The following is a 19,704-nucleotide window of genomic DNA, read 5'->3' on the forward strand; positions in this document are numbered from 1 at the left end:
CGACGTGCCGGTCGGCATCGGGGTGGCGATGGCGGGTGCGCGGGGCGTCGACAAGTTCGCCAAGCTGGCCGACCACCTCATTGCGGTGGAGCCGGACGCCGAACTCGTCAGGGAATGGCACTCCGCCCGCCAAGCCGCCAACCTCGCGGGCGGCGGACGGGTGGTCGGCCAGATACCGGTGTCCTGGGATCCCGACCGCGACACCGCGGTGAAGCGTGCACACGACCAGTTCCGCTGGTTTGCCGGCGGCTGGAAGGTCAACGCGGATCTGCCGACGCCGGCCGGCTTCGCCGGGGCGACCCAGTACGTGCGGCCCGAAGACGTCGCCGAGACCATTCCCTGCGGTCCTGACCTCGATGCCATCGTCGAGGGCGTCCGGCCGTACTGGGAGGCCGGGTTCACCGACATCGCGCTGGTGCAGATCGGCGGGGAAGCCCAGGAGCGGTTCCTCGCCGAGGCCGCGGAGCCTTTGCTCGCGGCGTTGCGCGACGCAGCAAACTGATCGCAGGTTTGACCGCTTCCCGCCCGGGTATCCGCGTTCGCAGTCGTGCGGAGCCGGCCAACGCGCGTCGGGACGTCGGCAGAGCTGGGACGTGACGGGCGTTCCGGCGGCGTTGGCCCCGCAAATCGCCGCCGCACCGCCGGTGGCCCGGACACAGGTCTTCCGGCGAAGCAAGGGGGAGTGAAAGTTGAGCGATCAGACCGACGGCACCACGAACACACTCGTCAAGGTCCTCAGCGGTGCCAGTTTCGGACTCGGCGTCAGCGAATTGGTCGCCCCGGGCAAAGTGGCCGCAATCGCGGGCGTGGATGACACCAGCCGGTCGCGACGGGTGATCCGCGCGCTCGGGGTCCGCGAATGCGGCCATGGCGCCGCGCTGCTCGGCGGTCCCGCCAAACTGGTGTGGACCCGGGCGGCCGGGGACGTCCTGGACATGGCCCTGTTGATCGCGGGCGTGGCCGCCCGCGGCCCGGGGCGACGCCGCCAGGGCGCCATCTCGGCGGCACTGCTGTCCGGTATCGCCGGACTGGACCTGTACACGGCGCTACGCACGACCGGCAACGGGGCCGCATCAGGCGCTCCAGCGCTACGAGCTCTTTGAGGCGAAAGTAATCGGTGATTCGCAGGAAGGGAGCGACGATGTCAAACGAGTTGCAAGGCAAGAAGATTGCGATTTTGGCGGCCGACGGTGTGGAAAAAGTCGAGCTCGAACAGCCGCGTGCGGCGCTGCAGGAGGCCGGCGCAAAAGTCCAGTTGCTGTCGCTGAAGGACGGCGAAATCCAGGCGCGTAATCACGATCTGGAACCGGCGGGAACGTTTGCCGTCGACCGCAAGGTATCCGAGGCGTCCGTGGACGACTTCGACGGCCTGGTGCTGCCGGGCGGCACGGTGAACCCGGACAAGCTGCGCATGGACAAATCCGCGGTGTCTTTCGTTCGCGATTTCGTCGGATCGGGCAAGCCGGTGGCGGCCATCTGTCATGGCCCCTGGACGCTGGTGGAAGCCGGTGTGGCAGTGGGCCGGACGCTGACCTCGTACGCCAGTATCCGCACCGATCTGCGCAACGCGGGTGCCCATGTCGTCGACGAGGAGGTCGTCGTCGACGGCAACCTGATCACCAGCCGTTCCCCATCGGATCTTCCGGCGTTTTGCGCGACCATCCTCAAGCAATTCGCGCAGGCGACTACCGGCTGACCGCGACTTTTCGGCCGTTCCGTTTGAATGCGCCGGTTTGCGGGCATTATCCCGCCAAGCCGTGATCAGCGGCAATCCTTGTAGGGTTCTCGAAAGGCCAACAGTGACAACCACGTATCCCGAGCCCGTTGTTTCACCGGTGCCAAACGTGTATCAGCCGCAGGAGGACTCCCGTTTGCTGGTGGACGTGATGCACGATTCCGGCCTGATCCCGGGGCGTCGTGTGCTCGATCTCTGCACGGGCAGCGGGTTCGTCGCGATCGCGGCTGCCGCGATGGGATGCGCGAGTGCCACCGCCTTCGACATCTGCCCGCAGGCGGTGCGTTGTGCCCGGGAGAACGCCGCGGTGGCCGGCGTGCAGGTCGACGTCCGCGAGGGTTCCTGGAACGCCGCGGTGGATGACGCGCCGTTCGACGTCGTCGTGTCCAACCCGCCCTATGTCCCCACCCCGCCCGGCGCCGAGACCGAAGAGATCTGCCCGGCCGCCGGCCCGTCCTGGGCCTGGAATGCCGGCGCGGACGGCCGCACGATCCTCGATCCGCTGTGCGAGACCGCGCCAAAGCTGTTGCGCGACGGCGGATCCCTGCTGCTAGTGCATTCGGCGCTGTCCGGCGTGCAGCAGTCGCTGGATGCCCTGAAGTGGGCCGGGATGGACGCGAAAGTAATTGCCTCCAAATGGATACCGTTCGGTCCGGTGCTGTCGTCGCGGGCGCAATGGTTGGAGAGCGTCGGCCTGATCCCGCGCGGCCGGCGCGAAGAAGAGCTGATCGTGATCCGCGCGGAAAAGCGATGACCACTACCCGGGTACAGGTGGTGCCCAACGGGCCCGTGCTGGTCTCGGGCCCGGTGCGCATCGAGATGCCCAACGGCGAGGTCGTGGAGTCCGACCGGTTCATGGTGGCGATCTGTACCTGCCGGCGCAGCGACAATTATCCGTTGTGCGACACCAGCCATCGCAGGTGTCGACGCCTCAAGGCGTCGGCTACTCCAGCGGCCGCCGCAGCGACGTCTGATTCTGGCGCCACGACGTCATAATCCGTTCCGCCAGGCGGTCTTCCACCGCGGCATGCGCCCGGATACCGAAGATGACGTCGTGCTCGAGTTGCGGCTCCTGGGCGACGAGATCGCCGACGACATCGATGCGCACGACGTGCTCGTGCACCGCGTCGGCCTCGACATGCTCGCTGTAGAACTCGACGCAGGCCGCCGGCGCCTGCAGGCGGCGCAACGCCTTCACCATGCGCTGTGATCCCGGCGGTGAGGTGATCTCCGTCGAGGCGAAGTGCCCGATGGCGGCGCCGCGCAACGAGCGGTGCAGCCCGAACAGCGACATGAGGTTGACCACCGCCAGCGATTCGGCGGGCACCGCGTCGATGTAGCCCCAATACGTCGCGTCCAGTCCGGCCGCCGACAGCAGATTCGCGAACAGCTGCTGGTGTAACCGCGCGCCCTGTCCGGCGCCGTACTCATCGAATTCGATTGCCACGAATGCCGCTTTGGCCACTCCGCGCAGCCGCGGGATGGCAAAGGCGTGCGGATCACCCTCCTTGAGGTGATACAGCGAGCGGTGCACGAAGTATTCACACATCTGCTGCCAGGTTCCGGTGTCGCGCAGGTAGTACGACGGGCCGGTGCCGTCGACGGGTTCGACCGTCAGCGCTTCCATCTCGGCCGCCGCGGTCTGATCGGGGTCGATGAGTCCGACATCGCGGCGCACGCCGGTCAGAAAGACGCGTTCCAGCTCGGCGCGCAGCCCCAGCAGCGCCGGGTTCCACTCCCAGGCGGGGTCGACGCCGGCGAGACCCCGATAGTGCAGCTCGTAGCACATCGACAGCGCCAGCTGCAGATCCAGACCGTAGGGATCTGAATCGCGCACCGACGCGCCGATACGGGTCAGGTGATCGCCGGAGGGCGGGCCGGACAGCGCGCAACGCACGGCTGTTGACAGTGGCCCGTGTGCTGCCGGCAGAACGGGTTCGGTCATGGTCGATGCGTGGGTCACGCCGATGTCTACCCGCTACCGGGGGCTGGCAAACGGCGCGCCGGCGGTCGCATACGTCCCCCGCCCGCCTCAGCCGGCCGCTGACGGCGGTCGGAAGGTGATGTCGGCGGTGGTGCCGGCGGCGGTGGTGTCCAGGTCCATGGAATCGCTGAGCATCCGCATCAGCGGTAAGCCGCGGCCACCGTTGCCCGGGTTGGCGGCCGGCGTCTTCCACGATCCGTAATCGGTGATGCGGGTGCGCACTTCGTCGTCGGTGAGGCTGACTTCGAGCAGCATGGTTCCGGCGGCGAAACCACGGTAAGCGTGTTCGACGCAGTTGGTGCACCCCTCGTTGACCACCAGCACGATGTCGGCGGTCAGGTCTTCACCGATGCCCCCGGCGCGCAGCCAGTCCGCCAGCCGATGCCGGATGCTGACCAATTGGTCTGCGGTGGCGACGGTTTCGATCCGCAGCGGGCTGTGCTGATGGCGGTAGATCACCATCGCGACGTCGTCGTCATATCCCGCTGCCGGAGCCAGCTTACGAAGCACCTCATCGGCGACGGTGTCCAGGGGTGATGTCATGGTCTGCGCCAGAACGTCTGCGGCGCGGGCGATTCCGTCGTCGATCGATTCGTGTTTGCGTTCCACGAGGCCGTCGGTGAAGAGCATCAGCGTCGAGCCGGGCGGCAGCACCTGGGTGGTCTGCGGGCGCGGCTCGGTCCGGCGGACCGCGAGCGGCACCGACGCGGCATCGGTCAACAGCGTGGTCGTGCCGGGCTCCGGCCCGGCCAGCACGGCCGGCATGTGTCCGGCGTTGCTGTACTGCAGCACCCCGGTCTCGGTGTCCAGAATCGCCAGGAACACCGTGGTGCAGTACGCATTCGGGATGAGCGACGCCGCCGAGTCGAGCTGATCGAGCAGCACCGCGGGTTCGGCGCCGTTGATCAGCAGCGCCCGCGCGGAGCTGCGCAGCTGCCCCATGATTGCGGCGGCCGGCAGGCCGCGGCCCACGCAGTCGCCGACGACGATGCCGATGTGGTGCTCGCCGATCGGGAGCACGTCGTACCAGTCGCCGCCGATCTCCAAGGGCGGCACCGCGGGTTCGTAGCGAACGGTGAAGCCCGGCGGCGGCTGAACCGGCGGCAGCATGGCGCGCTGCAAGGTCAGCGACGTCTCGCGCGCGCTCTCGAACTGGCGCACGTGCTGCATGGCCAGACTCAGGTGGCTGATCAACACGGTGACCAGCAGCCGATCCTCCCCGCTGACCCACCGCGGTGTGCGCAGCTCGAGCCACAGCGCCAGGTTCCCGGTGCCGGAGAGCACCGCGACCAGTCCCTGCGCCTTGCCTGGATTGCCCGGCGCCTCAATCGTTTTCGCCGTCAGCGGCAGCTGGTGACGCGCGTCCTGAAAGGTGTTGCGCAACCACGGCTCCAGCGCGCGCCATGACGAGGCGGACGGCTCGCCCGCCACCTGGACGGTCGGGTCGCCTTCACCGTTGGGCCACGAGACCGCGATCACCCGCTGCACGTCGATCGCCGCGCTGCACTCGTCGAGGGTGATCGACAGTAGCTCGTCCACGCTTTTGGCCACCGCCACGGCGGTGGCCAGCCGCAGCACCGCGCTCTCCCGGGCCGCGAAGGCGCGCTCGGCGGTGACGTCGCGGATCGTTCCCACGTAGGCGTCTCGATCGCTGCCGGTTTCCTTGACTGCGTTGATGCTCACCTTCACCCACGCCAGATGCCCGTCGGCGTGGCGAATCGGTGTTTCGTAGTCGGCCCGGCCGTGGCTCAGCACCCGGGTTATCTGTTCGGCCGCCGTCTTGGTGTCGACCAGCCAGGGGTGCGGCCATCGATACGGCAGACCCTCGCTGGAATACCCGAGGATTTCGATGAAGGCACTGTTCATCTCGACCACCGAGCCCTCGTGATCGGCGACGAAGAACCCTTCCTGCAGGGAATTCACCAGTGCCGTGCGGAATTTGTCGCGATCGGCCAGCCCCTCGGCGCGGGCCCGTTGTTCGGCGTAGCGTCTGTTGCCGTCGATGAAGCCACGCGTCGCGACGTCCAGCGGAACCAGCAGCTGCAGCAGGAACTCCAGCGCGATCGGCGCATCCACGCGCACGTCCGTCGCAATTTCGAAGACCAGCCGCACGTGATGCTCGACGATGTCGAGCAGGCTGATCTGCTCCTGCAGGGCCCTGCGCCCGAGCTCGTTGCCGACCGACAGGGTCGCCTCGTCACGCGAATCGACGTAGGCGCGTAACGCGGCCTCGTACTGGTCGTAAAAGTCGTGGTGGGCGTTCACATCGTCACTCCCCGGTGCCGCGCGGCCAGCACCATCGCATCGTCGGTCTCCTTCGCGTCCTTGCCGAGGAGTCCTTCGGCGATGGCGACCGCCGGGGCCGAAAAGTCGATATGGTCCAGGTAGTCTTCGATGATTCCGTCCGTCCGCATCAGCAGCAGATCACCGGGGCGAATCGAAACGGCTTGCGCTGGTCTGATTTCCGGTATGCGATAACCGACGATGCCGCCAATGAGACGTGCCGTGGACTGGATATGGATACCGGTTGGTGCCTTGGTCACCAGATGGGCGGTGACATTGCCCACGCCGGCCCACGTCACCGTGTTGTCGGCAAAGTCGACCCGCGCCAACGTCATTGCGACTCCTCTGGTGCCGGCCAACACCCGGTGACAGAGTTGGATCAACACTTCGATCGGCTCCGACGCGGCCCGCGTGACCGTGTCGACCGCCCGCAGCGCGGCGTCGGCGGCGGCAGGCCCGTGGCCGAGCCCGTCCACCAGTCCGAACAATGCGGCCGTACCGGCGATGTCGACGGCAATGCCCCGATCACCGGAGGTGTCCTCGCTCGGCAAAGGCCTACCCGCCCTTGCCCATTCGATAGGTCCGAAACGCCCGTTCTTATGCACGAGGGGGAACCCATTTCCACATTTCGATGACGGTCCCCTGGCCCAGGGTCGACTCGACTACCAACCGGTCCATCAGGCGGCGGGCACCCGGCAGGCCCATGCCCAGACCCCGTCCGGTCGTGTAGCCGTCTTCCATCGCCCGCTCGATGTCGGCGATGCCGGGGCCCTGATCTTCGGCGCGCACCACCAGGGCTTCGCGTCCCTCCCGATCGGCGACGGCGACCCGAACCGCGCCGCGGCCCGCGTAGCTGGTGATGTTCCGCGCGATCTCCGAGATCGCCGTGGCGATCATCGTGACGTCGGTAAGGGAGAATCCCAGATCGAGGGCGAGTTGGTGTCCGGCCTTGCGGGCTTCGACGATGTCGTCGGGGTGGTCGATGGCGACGACGATATCAGCCGCCACCGTCGAGCCCGATCGTTGACTTCCCCACGCCGCCTTGGCGATTCAGCAGGGCGAGGCCCTCTTCAAGATCCAGCGCGGTGTTCATGTCGTCGAACTCAAGACCCAGCTGCACCATCGCGAAGGCCACCTCCGGCTGCAACCCCACGATCACGGTGTCCGCGCCGCGCAGCCGGGTCATGTGCGCGATGGTCCGCAGCGACCGCGCGGCAAAGGAATCCATCACATCGATGGCGGTGACGTCGACGATGATGCCCTGGGCGCGGAACTGGCTGACCCGTTCCATGAGGTCGTAACGAAGGCGTTCGGCGTCGGAGTCGGTGAGGGCGGCCTGTACCGACGCAATGAGAATCGAGCCCTGCTTCAGGATCGGTACTGGCATAGGGTGCTCGTGTCGATGGTGGTTAGCCGGTCTATTCGCCGGTGCGGGTGACCTCGTAGCCCAGCAGGCGTTCGGCCTCCTCGATGCCGCCCTGCAGGTCGCCGACCGCGTTCATCTTCGACAGGTCCAGCCCGATGGTCACCAGCGTCAGCGCGATCTCGGAGGAGAGGCCGGTGATGATCACGCTGGCACCCATCAACCCCGACGCGTCGACGGTCTGCACCAGGTGGTTGGCTACCGTCGAGTCGATGGTGGGCACACCGGTGATGTCGATGACCACCACCTTGGCCCGGTTCGCGCGGATGGCCCGCAGCAGCTGTTCGGTGACCTGGCGGGCGCGCTGAGAATCCAGCACGCCGATGATCGGCAGGATCAGCAGCTGCTCACGCACCTGCAGCACCGGCGTCGACAGCTCGCGGATCGCCTCCTGCTGCTGGCGGATGATGCGCTCGCGTTCCTGCACGAACGACACGCCCACCGTGTTGGCGATGCGGTTTGCCGCCGGCTCGTAGGCGTCCAGCACCCGATTGAGCATGTCGAAGTCGGTCTGGTACTTCTCGAACAGCGAGCGGGCGAGCACGTCGCGCAGCAGCAGGACGATGCCGAGTACCTCGTCGGTCTCCACACCGCGCGGGATGATGCGTTCGGACAGGTCGCGCGCGTAGTCCTGCAGTGCCTCGACGCTACCGGTCTCGAGCACCTCGACGTAGCTGTCGTAGACCGTCGTCGCCTCGGAGAAAATCTCCTCAGGGGTCATCGCGGTGAGCAACTGCGCCTCGGTGATGCGGCGGGCCCATTCCTCGCGCAAAATCGTCCGATTCTGCCGTAGATGCTGAACTAGCTGCGGCAGTAGGCCCTCGCTGGAAATACCCACGGTCTGCGCGGCGGCGCCGGTACTGTTGAAATCCGACGGCGAATCTGACATCTGGCCTCCCGAGTAGCCACGTCGCGCCCTGCGGTCTGCAGTTCCTTTTGCGAGACTAGCCTGGGTTGTCGCGGGGCACGTGTAGAGGGCATATTCTTCTCGCAGTTCGTAACGGCAGGCTAGGGTTGAACCACGCTTAAGGCACTCAAGGCCCAGGACAAAGGATTGCCATTGTCAGCTCCTGATTCGATTACCACGTTGGTTGAAGACCACGACGGGGTGTCCGTGGTCAGTGTCAGCGGCGAAATCGATTTGGTCACGGCGCCCGCGCTGGAACAAGCCATTAGCGCTGTCGTCGCCGATAGCCCGACGGCGCTGGTCATCGATCTCTCGGCGGTGGAGTTTCTCGGCTCGGTCGGCCTGAAGATCCTGGCCGCGACGTATGAGAAGCTGGGCAAGCAGACCGGGTTCGGCGTGGTCGCACGCGGTCCGGCCACCCGCAGGCCGATCCACCTGACCGGTCTGGACAAGACCTTCCCGCTGTATCCGACGCTCGACGACGCACTGACCGGCGTGCGGGACGGCACACTCAACAGCTAGCGCCGCGCTTTACCCATCGCTTGCCTGACAACGCCTTTGGCGCGGATGGGGCGATTCCAATTTCGCATCTCGTCGATTTCGGCGCCTATTCTGCGTTTTTTCTCGAGGACACCGCCGGCCTGAAGCGGTCTGCGCGCCCAGCGCAGGTGCGATGATCGGGGCTATGGACGTCGACCATCCGCAATCGGACCAGCGGTGGGATCGCCGTGCGCGCGGCGAGACAGAAGTTCAACGGCTGGACCGCAATTGGAACAGCCTGCTGCAGGAGCTGCGCGTGGTCCAGACCGGGGTGCAGCTGCTGACCGGATTCCTGCTGACCCTGCCGTTCCAGCAGCGCTTCGACGTGTTGGGGCCGCCGATGCGGGTGGTCTATTTGGCCAGTGTGGTGTGCGCGGTGTGCGCGACCGTCTTGCTGATCGCGCCGGTGGCCATGCACCGGATGCTCTTCCGGCGTCATCGGCTACAAGTCCTGGTCTCGGCCGCACACCGGTGTGCCTATGCCGGGCTGGCCCTGCTCGGTCTGGCGGTCATCGGCCTCACCACGATCATCTTCGCCGCGGTGGCCGGGCGGACCGTGGGCCTGATAGCCGGAGCGTGTGCGCTGCCGCTGTTCACCTTCTTCTGGTGGGTGCTGCCACTGATGCTGCGGACGCACGGCGAGTGACGCGACCCCGCCGGTCAGCGACCGGGCGCGAGCGCCGCGATCCGGGTGGACGTCAGGTGTTCGAGCAGGTCACGCGGATCGGCGAAGACGGGGTCGGCCCCCGCCTCCTGCAGTTCCGCGCGGGCGATGCCGCCGCTGCACAGCCCGATGCACGGCACTCCCGCGCCGGACGCGGCGCGTGCGTCCCATACGGCGTCCCCGACGAACACGGCGTGTTCGGCGTCCACACCGGCGCGGTCCAGGGCCACGTTCACGATGCCGGGTTCGGGCTTGGCGGTGTCGACGTCGCGTGACGACGTCGTCTCGGAGATGACGTCGTCGCAATCGAGCACCTTGCGCAGGATCTCCAGCTCGTCTTCGGGCGCCGAGCTGGCCAGCACCACCTGAAAGCCCAGCTCGGCGACGCGGCGCAGCAGGTCGCGGGCGCCGGGCAGCGGTTGCAGCAGCGGCGTGATCTCCCGGTAGTACTCGCTGTGCTTGTCGCTGAGGCGCTCCTGGACGTCGGCCGGGGCGTCGTCGGAGAGCTTGCGCACCAGCGTGGATCCGTCCATACCGATGCAGCGATGGATTTGCCAGGACGCCACCACCATGCCCTCGGCGTCGAACGCGCGCTGCCAGGCGTGCACGTGCAGGTAGTTGGAATCCACCAGGGTTCCGTCGACGTCGAACAGGACGGCGGGGCGGCCGCCGCGCGCCGTCAGGGCAGGCTCCCGGCGCCCGTGCCGGGGCACCCGCCCGCATGCGATCGTGAAATCATGTGCCCGGCATACCCACGCAGGGCGTGACTGACACGGTCCACCCTTCGTTTGGTCCCTGGGCCGACGGGTACCCCGGGTGATGATCCGCTGCGCCGGGACGGCTGTGCCGTGCTTACCAGCGGATCCGACCTAGGCCGTATGTATTGAATGACGCTGGCACACAATAGTTTTCGACGAGGAATGACGTTGGATTACCGCAAGAACGCCCCAGTCGACCATGCCCGTACCACCCGTGCGCACGCCGGCGAATCCCTCCAGAACGGCGCCAACGCACCCGGGCTTGCCGGGTCGGCCCTCGCGGTGATCGCCCTCACCGTCGGGCTGTTCGCCGTGGCCGCCGGCCATCTGGTGGTCGGCGCCGTCGCCCTGATCGTCGCCGTTATATTGGGCGCGCTGAGCGCGACCTGGCTGCTGCGCACCCACCGCAAGGTTCGGGATGCCGAACTGCGCTGGCATGCCAAGCATTCCGACCAGCCGGCGCCACCGCCCAGCAGCTGACGGAATCGGTACGCGCTTGATCCCGCGGCGAGCGGGCGAATTGGTCACATTTTTTCGGTCGCAATGGTGTAGCGCACCCCCGAACGGGGTACTGCCTGCGCCACGGGTGAGTACAGGAAAGTGCGTCAACCCGTTCCGGAGCAGGAAGGAACACCGATGGCGACCACCACTGACTACGACGCACGCCGTATATCCGACGCGGACACCCCGGACAAGTCCTCGCTACGCGAATTGGCCCCGACCCTGCAGGGAGCCGCCACCACCGTGGTGGACGAGGACCCCAACGATGTGCACTTCTTCGAGCTGCCGGGCGCCGACCTGTCCGGGGAAGAGCTGTCGGTGACCGTGATTCCGCAGCGGGCCGACGAGTTCACCTGCTCCAGCTGCTTTTTGGTCCAGCACCGTAGCCGGATGCGCACGTCGAGCGCCGGCCTTCCGGTGTGCGCCGACTGCGCCTGATATCGGCTCTTCCGGAAGACTCCCCGGCCCGCGTGAGCCCCGCGCCGCGACCGCGAACCTGCGCTGGATTGTCGGTGGCATCCACTAGGTTCAGCGGACGATGGAGAAGGTGCTCGGGTCGCTCCTGCCGCTGGGGTTAGCGCTCCCTTGGTATTTCACGCAGCGGGCCACCGGTAGCCTGCCGGCGGGATGTGCGGCCGGCCTGGTCGGCCTGGCCGCCGCGGTGGCCATCCTGTGGTGGCTTTCGCTGCAACGGGATCGCCATCAGGCCGACGCGCAGCGACGCCGCGACCTCAAATGCGCGAAAGCCGGGCTGCGGACCATCGATCGGATGTCGGGCACCGAGTTCGAGGAATTCGTTGCGGCACAGCTTCGGATCGCGGGCTACAGCGTCACCCCGACGGCGAGCACCGGCGACTACGGTGTGGACCTGATCGCCAAGAAGGACGGTGCCCGCATGGCCGTTCAATGCAAAAGGCTGGCGAAGGCGGTGGGCGTGGCCGCGGTCCAGCAGGTCGTGGCCGGGGCGCTGCACCATGGCTGCAACCGGACGGTCGTGGTGACCAACCAGACCTTCACCAAGGCGGCTCGCCGGCTGGCCAGCACCCATCACTGCCGTCTGGTGGCGCGCACCCAATTGCACAGCTGGACGCGCGTTCCCGGCCGGGGCCCGCGGCGCACACCCGGGGTCGCTCCCCACGCCCGGCCGCAGCGGCTGGAACCGGAGTGGGACGCCTAACGAGAGCCTCTGCGCCACAGCATGTTCGGGCCGTCACGCCGGTGTCAGCGCCGGGTGGCGTCATCGATCACCCGGCGCGCGATGTCCCGCAGCGGGGTGTTCATGCTCTGCGAGAGTTTGATCAGCGTGTTGAAGGCGGTCTGATCGTCGAGGTCGTAGCGCTCGATGAGGATGCCTTTGGCCTGGCCGATCATGTCGCGGGTGCTCAGGGCTTCCTTGAACTGTTGGGTGCGCACCACGTTGCTCCACGCCAGGGCGCCCAGCGTCGCGAAGATGGCGGCGATCCGACGGGAGTCCTCGGAGAAGGCCTGCGGGCAATCGGCATAGAAGTTCAGGGCGCCCATGCTCAGCTCGTCGGCGAACATCGGCAGCGACAGAACGCTGCGGATCGGCGTGTGGGCGAGCGCGTCGGCCTGATACTTCGGCCAACGTTGGTCCATCTCGAGGTCGTCGATGACGACGACCTTGCGGGTCCACGCGGCGTGCACGCACGGCCCTTCCAGGTGGCGCTGCTGGAACTCGTCCAGCAGGCGGGCGCTGTCGTGGGTGACCGACGGGGTGCTGATCTCGTTCTGCCGGCTGGTGACGGTGATCCCCGCTTCCTGAGCCCCCGGCACCCAGCGCGCGGCCGCGCTGGTCAGGTCGTCGAGCACCTGGGGGAAGTCAGACGCGTCCGCCGAATAGATGGCGCGCAGAACGTCGGTGAGCAGGGTCAGATCGTCAAAATTGGTCACTGAATGTCGCCCTCATGCTTCGAGACCGGTTACAGGCAATTCCGCGCCGTTTTCTGCAGCCTGCGGTCTCGCGAGGCGATCACTGATTAGCTATGACGGCGACGAAAGTCGATGCTGTCTGCTTAGCATGACGGTGAGATCCATTATATCGGCCGGGTTTCCGCCGATTGCGCCCGATACCGACTCTGGACGGACCCCGGTTGACGGGGGCCAGACGCCGGTCGCGACCCTCCGCCGCGGCTGACGAGCGACGGATGTCCAACTGGTCGGGGTGGCGGGATTTGAACCCACGGCCTCTTCGTCCCGAACGAAGCGCGCTACCAAGCTGCGCCACACCCCGCTTGAAGCTCCGACAGCCTATCGCACCGGGCCGTCGGCTGGCCAAACCGCGGTGCGCGAGGTCACGTCCAGGTGCACGATCGCTCGAACTCGACCAGCGCCTCGGCCGGGCCGGTCGGATCCAATCCCTGCGCCCGCACCCACTCGTCACTGAAATAGGTGTCGCGGTAGCGATCGCCGCTGTCGGCGAGCAGCGTGACGACCGAACCGCTGCGGCCCTCGGCGACCATCTCGGCGAGCAGGCCGAATGCACCCCACAGGTTGGTCCCCGTCGACGGCCCCACCCGGCGCCCCAACACGGCGCTGACGTGCCGCGCGGCCGCGATCGAGGCCGCGTCCGGGACGGCCACCATCCGGTCGACGACGCCGGGCAGAAACGACGGCTCCACCCGCGGCCGGCCGATGCCCTCGATGCGCGACGAGCCGGGCAGCAGCAGGTCGTTCAGGTCGTTCTGGTCTTCGGCGTAGGCGGGGAAGAACGCGGAGTTCTCCGGGTCGACGACGCACAACCGGGTGGCGTGGCGCCGGTACCGGATGTAGCGCCCGATCGTGGCGCTGGTTCCGCCGGTGCCCGCCCCGACCACGATCCACTCCGGGACGGGGTGCTCCTCCTCGCGCATCTGCTCGAAGATCGACTCGGCGATGTTGTTGTTGCCCCGCCAGTCGGTGGCGCGTTCGGCGTTGGTGAACTGGTCCAAGTAGTGCCCACCGGTCTCGTGGGCGATCCGCTGGGCCTCGGCGTAGACCTCGCTGGCGCTCTGCACGAAATGGCAACGGCCGCCGTGGGCTTCGATCAGCGCCACCTTCGACGTGCTCGTCGCCGCCGGCATCACGGCGACGAACGGCAGCCCCAGCAGGGCGGCGAAATAGGCCTCGGACACCGCCGTCGAACCCGACGACGCCTCGACCACGGTGGTGCCCTCGTCGATCCAGCCGTTGCACAGCGCGTAGAGGAACAGCGAGCGGGCCAGCCGGTGCTTGAGGCTGCCGGTGATGTGCGTGGTCTCGTCTTTGAGGTACAGCGCGACCTGGGCGCCGGGACCGCCCATGCTCCACGCCGACGGCAGCGGATAGCGAAGCAGATGGGTGTCGGCGCTGCGCCGGGCGTCGGCCTGGATCAGCCGGATCGCATTGTCGGTCCAGCAACGCGAGCGGCTGCGGACCGCGATCCGGGTCTCGCCGGTCAACGCACCGATGCTGTTGGCTGCGAACGGCTCAGGTCGCTGGCCGCGTCGCGGTCGCCCATCGGGGTGGCGATCAACGTCAGCAGGGTCGCCTCCGGGCGGCAGCAGAATCGCACCGGCGCGAACGGCGAGGTCCCCATGCCGGCGGACACATGCAACTGCATGTTCGCGCCCCAGCGCGACGGTCCCTTGGCGCGCGAGCGGTCCAGGCCGCAGTTGGTCACCAGCGCGCCGTAGAACGGCAGGCACACCTGGCCGCCGTGCGTGTGCCCGGCCATCACCAGCTGATAGCCGTCGGCGGCGAACCGGTCCAGCACCCTGGGCTCGGGCGAATGGGTCAGTCCCAGCCGCAGATTCGCCGCCGGGCTGGCCGGGCCGGCGATGGTTTCGTAGCGGTCCCGGTCCAGGTGCGGGTCGTCCACGCCCGCGGCCGCGACGTGCAGGCCGGCGACTTCGAACTCGCGGCGGGTGTGGGTGAGATCGAGCCAGCCGCGCTCGGTGAACGCCGCCCGCAGGTCCTGCCAGGGCAGCGGTTCACCGCGGACCCGGTGCGACGGATTGGTCACGTAGTTCAGCGGATTCTTCAGCTTCGGCGCGAAGTAGTCGTTGCTGCCGAACACGAAGACACCCGGGCGAGAGAGCAGGTCACCCAGGGCCTGGATGACCGACGGCACCGCCTTGGGGTGGGCCAGATTGTCGCCGGTGTTGACCACCAGGTCCGGTTCCCAGCCGGCCAGTTCGCGCAGCCACGCCTGTTTGCGGCGCTGCCCGGGCGTCATGTGAAGGTCGCTGATATGCAGCACCCGCAGCGGAGTCGAGCCGGGGGACAGCACGGGCATGGTGATCTCGCGTAGGACGAACGCGTTGCGCTCGATGACCGCGGCATAGCCGAGGCCGGCGACGCTCGAAGCAAGGGTGGCGGCGCCGGCACGTATCAGGACGGGCACGGCTCGGCGACGATGCGGGCCGCGAGGCGGCCCGGGGAGGAGCCGGGCAATCGGGACTTGAGCATCAGCCATGCTGGCAGCCTACTGCCGGTCGGGGACTGGCAGCGTATCTCTTGACGTCACGACGTTTATGGCGGCGGCGGCTGGCCGGGCGCCGGTGGTGGCGGCGCCAGCAGCGGAATGGTGATCGGCGGCAGGCCCGGGATCTCGACGACCTGCGAACCGACCGGCGGCGGTGCACCTTCCGGTGGCGGCGGCGGGGCCGGCGGGATGCCGTTGCTGACCTGAATGGTGATGATCGAGCCCGGGATCGTCGCGCCGCTCGGCGTCGTGCCGACCACTTCGCCCTGCTTCGCGCTGCTGTTGACGAAGTTGTTCTGGTCGGAGACCTGGAAGCCGGCCTCCTTGATGCGTTGGCGTGCCGCGTCGATATCCAGGCCGGCGACGCTGGGCACCCGTGACCCGGGCGACCCGTCGACGTAGCGGGGATCGGTGGGCGGCAACTGCACGGGTCCGAAATTGGTGGCGATCGGTTTCATCGCGGTGAACCAGGTGCGGGCCGGCTCGTTACCCCCGTACAGGTCGCCCTCGGCGCAGTGGCGCAGCGGGGCGGAGCACAGATCGGTGGGGTTCGTCGAGTCGTCGTAGATGTAGTTGGCCGCCGCGTAGTGGTTGGTGAAGCCCACAAAGCCCGACGAGCGGTGCGCCTCGGTGGTGCCCGTCTTCCCGGACACCGGCAGGTCCCAGCCCGCCGCGCTCGCCGAACCGGCCGCCGTGCCGCCGCCCAGGGCGTCCTTGCTCATCGCGTTGGCCAGCGTGTTCGCCAGACCGTCGGGCACCACCTGGTCGCAGGTCTCGGTGGTGACGGCGACCTCGTTGCCCTTGCGGTCGACTAGCTTGTCGATCGGGTTGGGGGGGCACCAGGTGCCGCCCGAGGCCAGGGTGGCCGCGACGTTGGACAGCTCCAGCGCGTTCACCTCGATGGGGCCCAGCGTGAACGAGCCGATGTTCTGCCGCTTGACGAAGTCGGCCAGGCTCTCGTTGCTGTCGGGGTTGTAGTCGCGGGCCGTGCCGGGGTCGGCGTAGGACCGCAGCCCCAGCTTGATGGCCATGTCCACCGTGCGCGTCACACCGACCTGCTGGATCAGCTTGGCGAAGGCGGTGTTGGGCGAGGTGGCCAACGCGTCGGTGACGTTCATTGACCCGCGGTAGTTACCGGCGTTGACCACGCACCAGTTGTCCTTGGGGCAGCCCTTCGCCCCGCCGCTACCCATGCCCTTCGCCTGGAACCGGCCCGGCACCTCGAGGGTGGCGTTGATGCCCATGCCCATGTCCAGGGCCGCGGCCGTGGTGAAGATCTTGAAGACGGATCCCGCGCCGTCACCGACCAGCGAGAACGGCTGCGGGCGCATGGTCTGGCCGGCGTCGACGTCGAGGCCGTAGGTGCGGTTGCTGGCCATGGCCATCACCTTGTGCGACGTCTTGCCGGGCTGGATCACGCTCATCACGCTCGATATCCCCGGCAGGGTCGGGCTGGCGAATTTGTCGATGGCCGCCTTGACCGGGATCTGCACATCCGGGTCCAGCGTCGTCTTGATGAGGTAGCCGCCCCGGGCCACCTGTTCCTTACTGATCCCGGCCCGCGACAGGTACTCCTGGACGTAGTCGCAGAAGAAGGCGCGGTCGCCCGCAGCGATGCAGCCGCGGGGCAGCTCGTTGGGCTGCGGCAGGATGCCCAACGGCGCGGCCTTGGCGGCGCGCAGTGCTTCCTCCTCCTGCGGAATGTTCTGAATCATGGTGTCCAGCACCAGGTTTCGCCGTGCCAGCGCGCCTTCTGGGTTGATGTACGGGTTGAGCGCGCTGGTCGACTGCACCATGCCCGCCAGCAGCGCCGCCTGCTGCCAGTTCAGGTCGGACGCGTTGATGCCGAAGTAGGTCTGGGCTGCGTCCTGCACGCCGAACGAGCCGTTGCCGAACGACACCAGGTTCAGATAGCGGGTCAGGATCTCGGGCTTGGTGAAGGTTTTGTCCAGCGTCAACGCCATGCGGATCTCGCGCAGCTTGCGGGCCGGGGTGGTCTCCACCGCCGCGCGCTTCTCCGCGTCGGTTTTCGCCGTGACGAGCAGTTGGTAGTTCTTGATGTACTGCTGCTCGATGGTCGAGCCACCCCGGGTGTCCACGTCGCCGCGGGCGTAGCCGGCCAGGCCGGTCAGGGTGCCTTTCCAGTCCACGCCGTTGTGGTCGGCGAACCGCTTGTCCTCGATGGAGACGATCGCCAGCTTCATCGTGTTGGCGATCTTGTCGCTGGGCACCTCGAACCGGCGCTGCGAATACAGCCAGGCGATGGTGTTGCCCTTGGCGTCGACCATCGTCGACACGGCGGGCACCTCGCCCTCGAGCAGCTGGGCCGAGCCGTTGGCCACCACTTCCGAGGCGCGATTGGACACCAGTCCTATTCCGCCGGCGAACGGGAACAGCAGAGCCGTGGCGACGACGCTGGCCAACAAACAAAGCCCCGCAAGCTTGAGGATCGTGAGCGCGGCCGGGGGGCGGTCTGACATGGCTACTACAGTAGCGGCCCCCAGTCACGCCGCCACGCTGCACGTTCTTCCAAAATTTGCGTCATCTTGAGACCGGTGGCGGCGGGTCTGAATTTGCAGTTGCGTCACAGGTCAGACGTGCAACAGAGTGTGCAAGATCACTTCTTCGCCTATCGTTTGGTACGAGACGGCACGCCCGTCCCAAAAAAAGCGTTATCGGACTGTTGCGCAATTGGCACCTGACCACCTAACTTAGACACACGGTGAGATTCAGGTAACACCGACGTACATAGTGTGGCGTAGATCGCTAGGTCAGGATCTGCACCCGAGGAGGGCGGCCGTGACGGGCGGCCGGTAGGGAAAGGGAACAGTTCGTGTCACCAATACGGCCGGCGGCGCGTAGGACAAACATTGCAGCCGCACAAGGGGTACTCCGCAGTGTCGATGCCGAAGAACGGATCGCTTGGGTCTCGAAGGCGCTCTGCCGGACCACCGATCCCGACGAACTGTTTGTCCGCGGAGCGGCCCAGCGTAAAGCGGCCGTGATCTGCCGTCATTGCCCGGTCATGCAGGAATGCGGGGCAGACGCGCTGGACAACAAGGTCGAGTTCGGGGTCTGGGGCGGCATGACCGAGCGGCAGCGCCGCGCCCTGCTCAAGCAGCACCCCGAGGTGGTTTCCTGGGCGGACTTCTTCGACAAGAGGCGGACCCGCAGCGTCGGCTGATCTCCACCGGCCCGACGGGCCGCCGGTCGATCGGCGCGGGCAGGGCCGACGTCCCGCCATTCGTCATTACGTTTCTGTTACGACGGGCTCCGGCCGGATCCTCAGCGGGCCGTTGCCCGGCCCGCATCGTCACCGGCGTAGCTCGGATTGGTCGGTTCCTCAGCGGGCCGTTGCCCGGCCCGCATCGTCACCGGCGTAGCTCGGATTGGTCGGTTCCTCAGCGGGCGGTTGCCCGGCCCGCATCGTCACCGACCGAAGTGATCTGATCGGCGAGCGCCCGCAGCGCCTCCAAGTCCGAAACATCGAACGGCAGCGACGGAACCCCGATCACCGGCACGTGCGGGTTGGCCCCGGTGAACCGCGACAGCAGCCTGATCTCCCGCTTGGCGGTCTGCGCACGGTCGGCGTGAATCTTCAACACCGCCGACGCCAGCGACGCGGACTCGGAATCGCCGTCCTGGTCCAGCATTTCGCTGCCATCGATCGCCCGCTCGGCCGGCAGCGAGCACAACGGCGGATGGGTGCGGTTCAACACCAGCCCGGCGAGCGGCATCCCTTCCTGCGACAGGCGGTCGACAAAGAACGCCGCCTCGCGCAGCGCGTCGGGCTCGGCCGCCGACACCACGACGAACTGCGTCCCGCGCCGCTTCAGCAGCGCGTAGGTGCGATCGGCCTTCTCGCGGAAGCCGCCGAACGTGGCGTCCAGCGACTGCACGAACGCCGCGGCGTCGCCGAGCATCTGTGAACCCAGGATCGTCGACATCGCCTTCATCGCCAAACCCATTGCGCCGGTGACCAACCGCCCGATGCCGCGGCCCGGCGCCAGCAGCAGCCGCCACAGCCGGCTGTCCATGAAGCTGCCCAGTCGCTTCGGCGCGTCCAGGAAGTCCAGGGCGTTGCGCGACGGCGGCGTATCCACGACCACCAAATCCCAGCGATCCTCGGCCAGCAGCTGGCCCAGGCGCTGGGGGTCAGCGACCTCGGCAACACGCCGCAACGCGTCCCGCTGGCGGCGGAGGTTCCCGGCGAGCTGCACGCGATGATGCTCGACATGCGCCGTACCTTCGACGAGATGGTGGTCCAGTACTCGGGACCCGGTCGCGCGCAGGCGATTCTGGACAACCAGTTCTATCAGACCGTCGCCAGTTCGCTTGCCGGCACGCAGGAGTACATGGCGATGGAGAAGCTGGGCCAGCTGCTGGCCGAGGATCGCTGGGATTTGGTGGTCGTGGATACGCCGCCGTCGCGCAACGCCCTGGACTT

The 19,704-nt window shown here is 67.5% G+C and carries 22 protein-coding genes, 1 tRNA gene and 2 pseudogenes; 12 read left to right on the forward strand and 13 right to left on the reverse strand.

Going from position 1 to position 19,704, the window contains the following annotated elements:
• From A5659_RS04985 to A5659_RS26760, 5 genes and pseudogenes are all read left to right on the forward strand, one after another.
• Positions 1-502, forward strand: a pseudogene (locus tag A5659_RS04985) (LLM class F420-dependent oxidoreductase); the annotation flags it as partial.
• A 187-nt stretch (positions 503-689) separates the two neighbouring features.
• Positions 690-1,103, forward strand: coding sequence for a malate dehydrogenase (locus tag A5659_RS04990; protein WP_067179580.1), 414 nt, complete (start codon positions 690-692; stop codon positions 1,101-1,103).
• A 38-nt stretch (positions 1,104-1,141) separates the two neighbouring features.
• Positions 1,142-1,696 carry a type 1 glutamine amidotransferase domain-containing protein gene (locus A5659_RS04995; RefSeq protein WP_067022581.1) on the forward strand — a complete coding sequence of 185 codons (555 nt, stop codon included), beginning with the start codon at positions 1,142-1,144 and terminating at the stop codon, positions 1,694-1,696.
• Between the two features lie 103 nt (positions 1,697-1,799).
• Positions 1,800-2,489 (forward strand): HemK2/MTQ2 family protein methyltransferase, encoded by a 690-nt coding sequence (locus A5659_RS05000; protein WP_066867713.1) that lies wholly within the window; start codon positions 1,800-1,802, stop codon positions 2,487-2,489.
• Positions 2,486-2,731: a CDGSH iron-sulfur domain-containing protein gene (locus tag A5659_RS26760; protein ID WP_082972680.1), complete on the forward strand. Its 246-nt coding sequence runs from the start codon at positions 2,486-2,488 to the stop codon at positions 2,729-2,731. The genes A5659_RS05000 and A5659_RS26760 overlap by 4 nt, the downstream gene beginning before the upstream one ends.
• On the opposite strand, the gene A5659_RS05005 is transcribed toward A5659_RS26760, so the two are convergent.
• From A5659_RS05005 to A5659_RS05030, 6 genes are all read right to left on the reverse strand, one after another.
• Positions 2,679-3,680 carry an iron-containing redox enzyme family protein gene (locus A5659_RS05005; RefSeq protein WP_082975900.1) on the reverse strand — a complete coding sequence of 334 codons (1,002 nt, stop codon included), beginning with the start codon at positions 3,678-3,680 and terminating at the stop codon, positions 2,679-2,681. The genes A5659_RS26760 and A5659_RS05005 overlap by 53 nt on opposite strands.
• A gap of 87 nt (positions 3,681-3,767) precedes the next feature.
• Positions 3,768-5,984 (reverse strand): SpoIIE family protein phosphatase, encoded by a 2,217-nt coding sequence (locus tag A5659_RS05010; protein WP_067179583.1) that lies wholly within the window; start codon positions 5,982-5,984, stop codon positions 3,768-3,770.
• Positions 5,981-6,553 (reverse strand): SpoIIE family protein phosphatase, encoded by a 573-nt coding sequence (locus A5659_RS05015; RefSeq protein WP_066867704.1) that lies wholly within the window; start codon positions 6,551-6,553, stop codon positions 5,981-5,983. The genes A5659_RS05010 and A5659_RS05015 overlap by 4 nt, the downstream gene beginning before the upstream one ends.
• A gap of 46 nt (positions 6,554-6,599) precedes the next feature.
• Entirely contained in the window at positions 6,600-7,010 is a 411-nt protein-coding gene (locus A5659_RS05020) for an anti-sigma regulatory factor (protein ID WP_066867701.1), read from the reverse strand.
• Positions 7,000-7,389, reverse strand: coding sequence for an STAS domain-containing protein (locus A5659_RS05025; RefSeq protein WP_066867698.1), 390 nt, complete (start codon positions 7,387-7,389; stop codon positions 7,000-7,002). Before A5659_RS05025 ends, A5659_RS05020 begins: the two co-directional genes overlap by 11 nt.
• A 31-nt stretch (positions 7,390-7,420) precedes the next feature.
• Positions 7,421-8,314, reverse strand: a complete 894-nt coding sequence (locus tag A5659_RS05030; RefSeq protein ID WP_066867687.1) for an STAS domain-containing protein — start codon at positions 8,312-8,314, stop codon at positions 7,421-7,423.
• 171 nt (positions 8,315-8,485) lie between these two features.
• On the opposite strand from A5659_RS05030, the gene A5659_RS05035 reads away from it, so the two are divergent.
• Both A5659_RS05035 and A5659_RS05040 read left to right on the forward strand, forming a co-directional pair.
• Positions 8,486-8,854 (forward strand): STAS domain-containing protein, encoded by a 369-nt coding sequence (locus A5659_RS05035; RefSeq protein WP_231997738.1) that lies wholly within the window; start codon positions 8,486-8,488, stop codon positions 8,852-8,854.
• A 163-nt stretch (positions 8,855-9,017) separates the two neighbouring features.
• Complete coding sequence (locus A5659_RS05040; RefSeq protein ID WP_067179585.1) at positions 9,018-9,518, forward strand: DUF6328 family protein; 501 nt, start codon at positions 9,018-9,020, stop codon at positions 9,516-9,518.
• A gap of 14 nt (positions 9,519-9,532) precedes the next feature.
• On the opposite strand, the gene A5659_RS05045 is transcribed toward A5659_RS05040, so the two are convergent.
• Positions 9,533-10,249, reverse strand: a complete 717-nt coding sequence (locus A5659_RS05045; RefSeq protein WP_197497925.1) for an HAD family hydrolase — start codon at positions 10,247-10,249, stop codon at positions 9,533-9,535.
• A 207-nt stretch (positions 10,250-10,456) separates the two neighbouring features.
• On the opposite strand from A5659_RS05045, the gene A5659_RS05050 reads away from it, so the two are divergent.
• The 3 genes from A5659_RS05050 (at position 10,457) to A5659_RS05060 (ending at position 11,972) form a co-directional block, all read left to right on the forward strand.
• Positions 10,457-10,774 (forward strand): MnhB domain-containing protein, encoded by a 318-nt coding sequence (locus A5659_RS05050; RefSeq protein WP_066881106.1) that lies wholly within the window; start codon positions 10,457-10,459, stop codon positions 10,772-10,774.
• A 156-nt stretch (positions 10,775-10,930) separates the two neighbouring features.
• Complete coding sequence (locus A5659_RS05055; protein ID WP_066867675.1) at positions 10,931-11,233, forward strand: DUF4193 domain-containing protein; 303 nt, start codon at positions 10,931-10,933, stop codon at positions 11,231-11,233.
• Positions 11,234-11,333: 100 nt separating this feature from the next.
• Entirely contained in the window at positions 11,334-11,972 is a 639-nt protein-coding gene (locus A5659_RS05060) for a restriction endonuclease (protein ID WP_067179586.1), read from the forward strand.
• 44 nt (positions 11,973-12,016) lie between these two features.
• Here A5659_RS05060 and A5659_RS05065 read toward each other — a convergent pair whose 3' ends face one another.
• From A5659_RS05065 to ponA2, 5 genes are all read right to left on the reverse strand, one after another.
• Positions 12,017-12,706: a GAF and ANTAR domain-containing protein gene (locus A5659_RS05065; protein WP_067179588.1), complete on the reverse strand. Its 690-nt coding sequence runs from the start codon at positions 12,704-12,706 to the stop codon at positions 12,017-12,019.
• 263 nt (positions 12,707-12,969) lie between these two features.
• Positions 12,970-13,046, reverse strand: a tRNA-Pro gene (locus A5659_RS05070).
• A 61-nt stretch (positions 13,047-13,107) separates the two neighbouring features.
• Positions 13,108-14,232: a PLP-dependent cysteine synthase family protein gene (locus tag A5659_RS05075; RefSeq protein ID WP_067179590.1), complete on the reverse strand. Its 1,125-nt coding sequence runs from the start codon at positions 14,230-14,232 to the stop codon at positions 13,108-13,110.
• The gene (locus A5659_RS05080) at positions 14,229-15,248 is read right to left on the reverse strand and encodes a metallophosphoesterase (RefSeq protein WP_067179592.1); all 1,020 of its coding nucleotides are present in this window, start codon (positions 15,246-15,248) and stop codon (positions 14,229-14,231) included. The genes A5659_RS05075 and A5659_RS05080 overlap by 4 nt, the downstream gene beginning before the upstream one ends.
• Positions 15,249-15,304: 56 nt before the next feature.
• On the reverse strand, positions 15,305-17,737 hold the full coding sequence (gene ponA2 / locus A5659_RS05085) for a transglycosylase/D,D-transpeptidase PonA2 (protein ID WP_066867660.1): 2,433 nt from the start codon (positions 17,735-17,737) through the stop codon (positions 15,305-15,307).
• Positions 17,738-18,090: 353 nt separating this feature from the next.
• Here ponA2 and A5659_RS05090 point away from each other — a divergent pair, with 353 nt between their 5' ends.
• Positions 18,091-18,441 carry a WhiB family transcriptional regulator gene (locus A5659_RS05090; RefSeq protein ID WP_007772220.1) on the forward strand — a complete coding sequence of 117 codons (351 nt, stop codon included), beginning with the start codon at positions 18,091-18,093 and terminating at the stop codon, positions 18,439-18,441.
• 217 nt (positions 18,442-18,658) lie between these two features.
• Here the strand turns inward: A5659_RS05090 and A5659_RS05095 are convergent, their stop codons facing one another.
• A complete protein-coding gene (locus A5659_RS05095) occupies positions 18,659-19,477 on the reverse strand; it encodes an ArsA family ATPase (RefSeq protein WP_369806952.1) in 819 nt (272 codons plus the stop codon).
• Positions 19,478-19,492: 15 nt separating this feature from the next.
• On the opposite strand from A5659_RS05095, the pseudogene A5659_RS05100 reads away from it, so the two are divergent.
• Positions 19,493-19,704, forward strand: a pseudogene (locus tag A5659_RS05100) (ArsA family ATPase); the annotation flags it as partial.

Origin of the sequence: Mycobacterium sp. 1165196.3, from assembly GCF_001673415.1 — a bacterium.
In the GTDB taxonomy this organism is placed as follows: Bacteria; Actinomycetota; Actinomycetes; order Mycobacteriales; family Mycobacteriaceae; genus Mycobacterium; species Mycobacterium europaeum_A.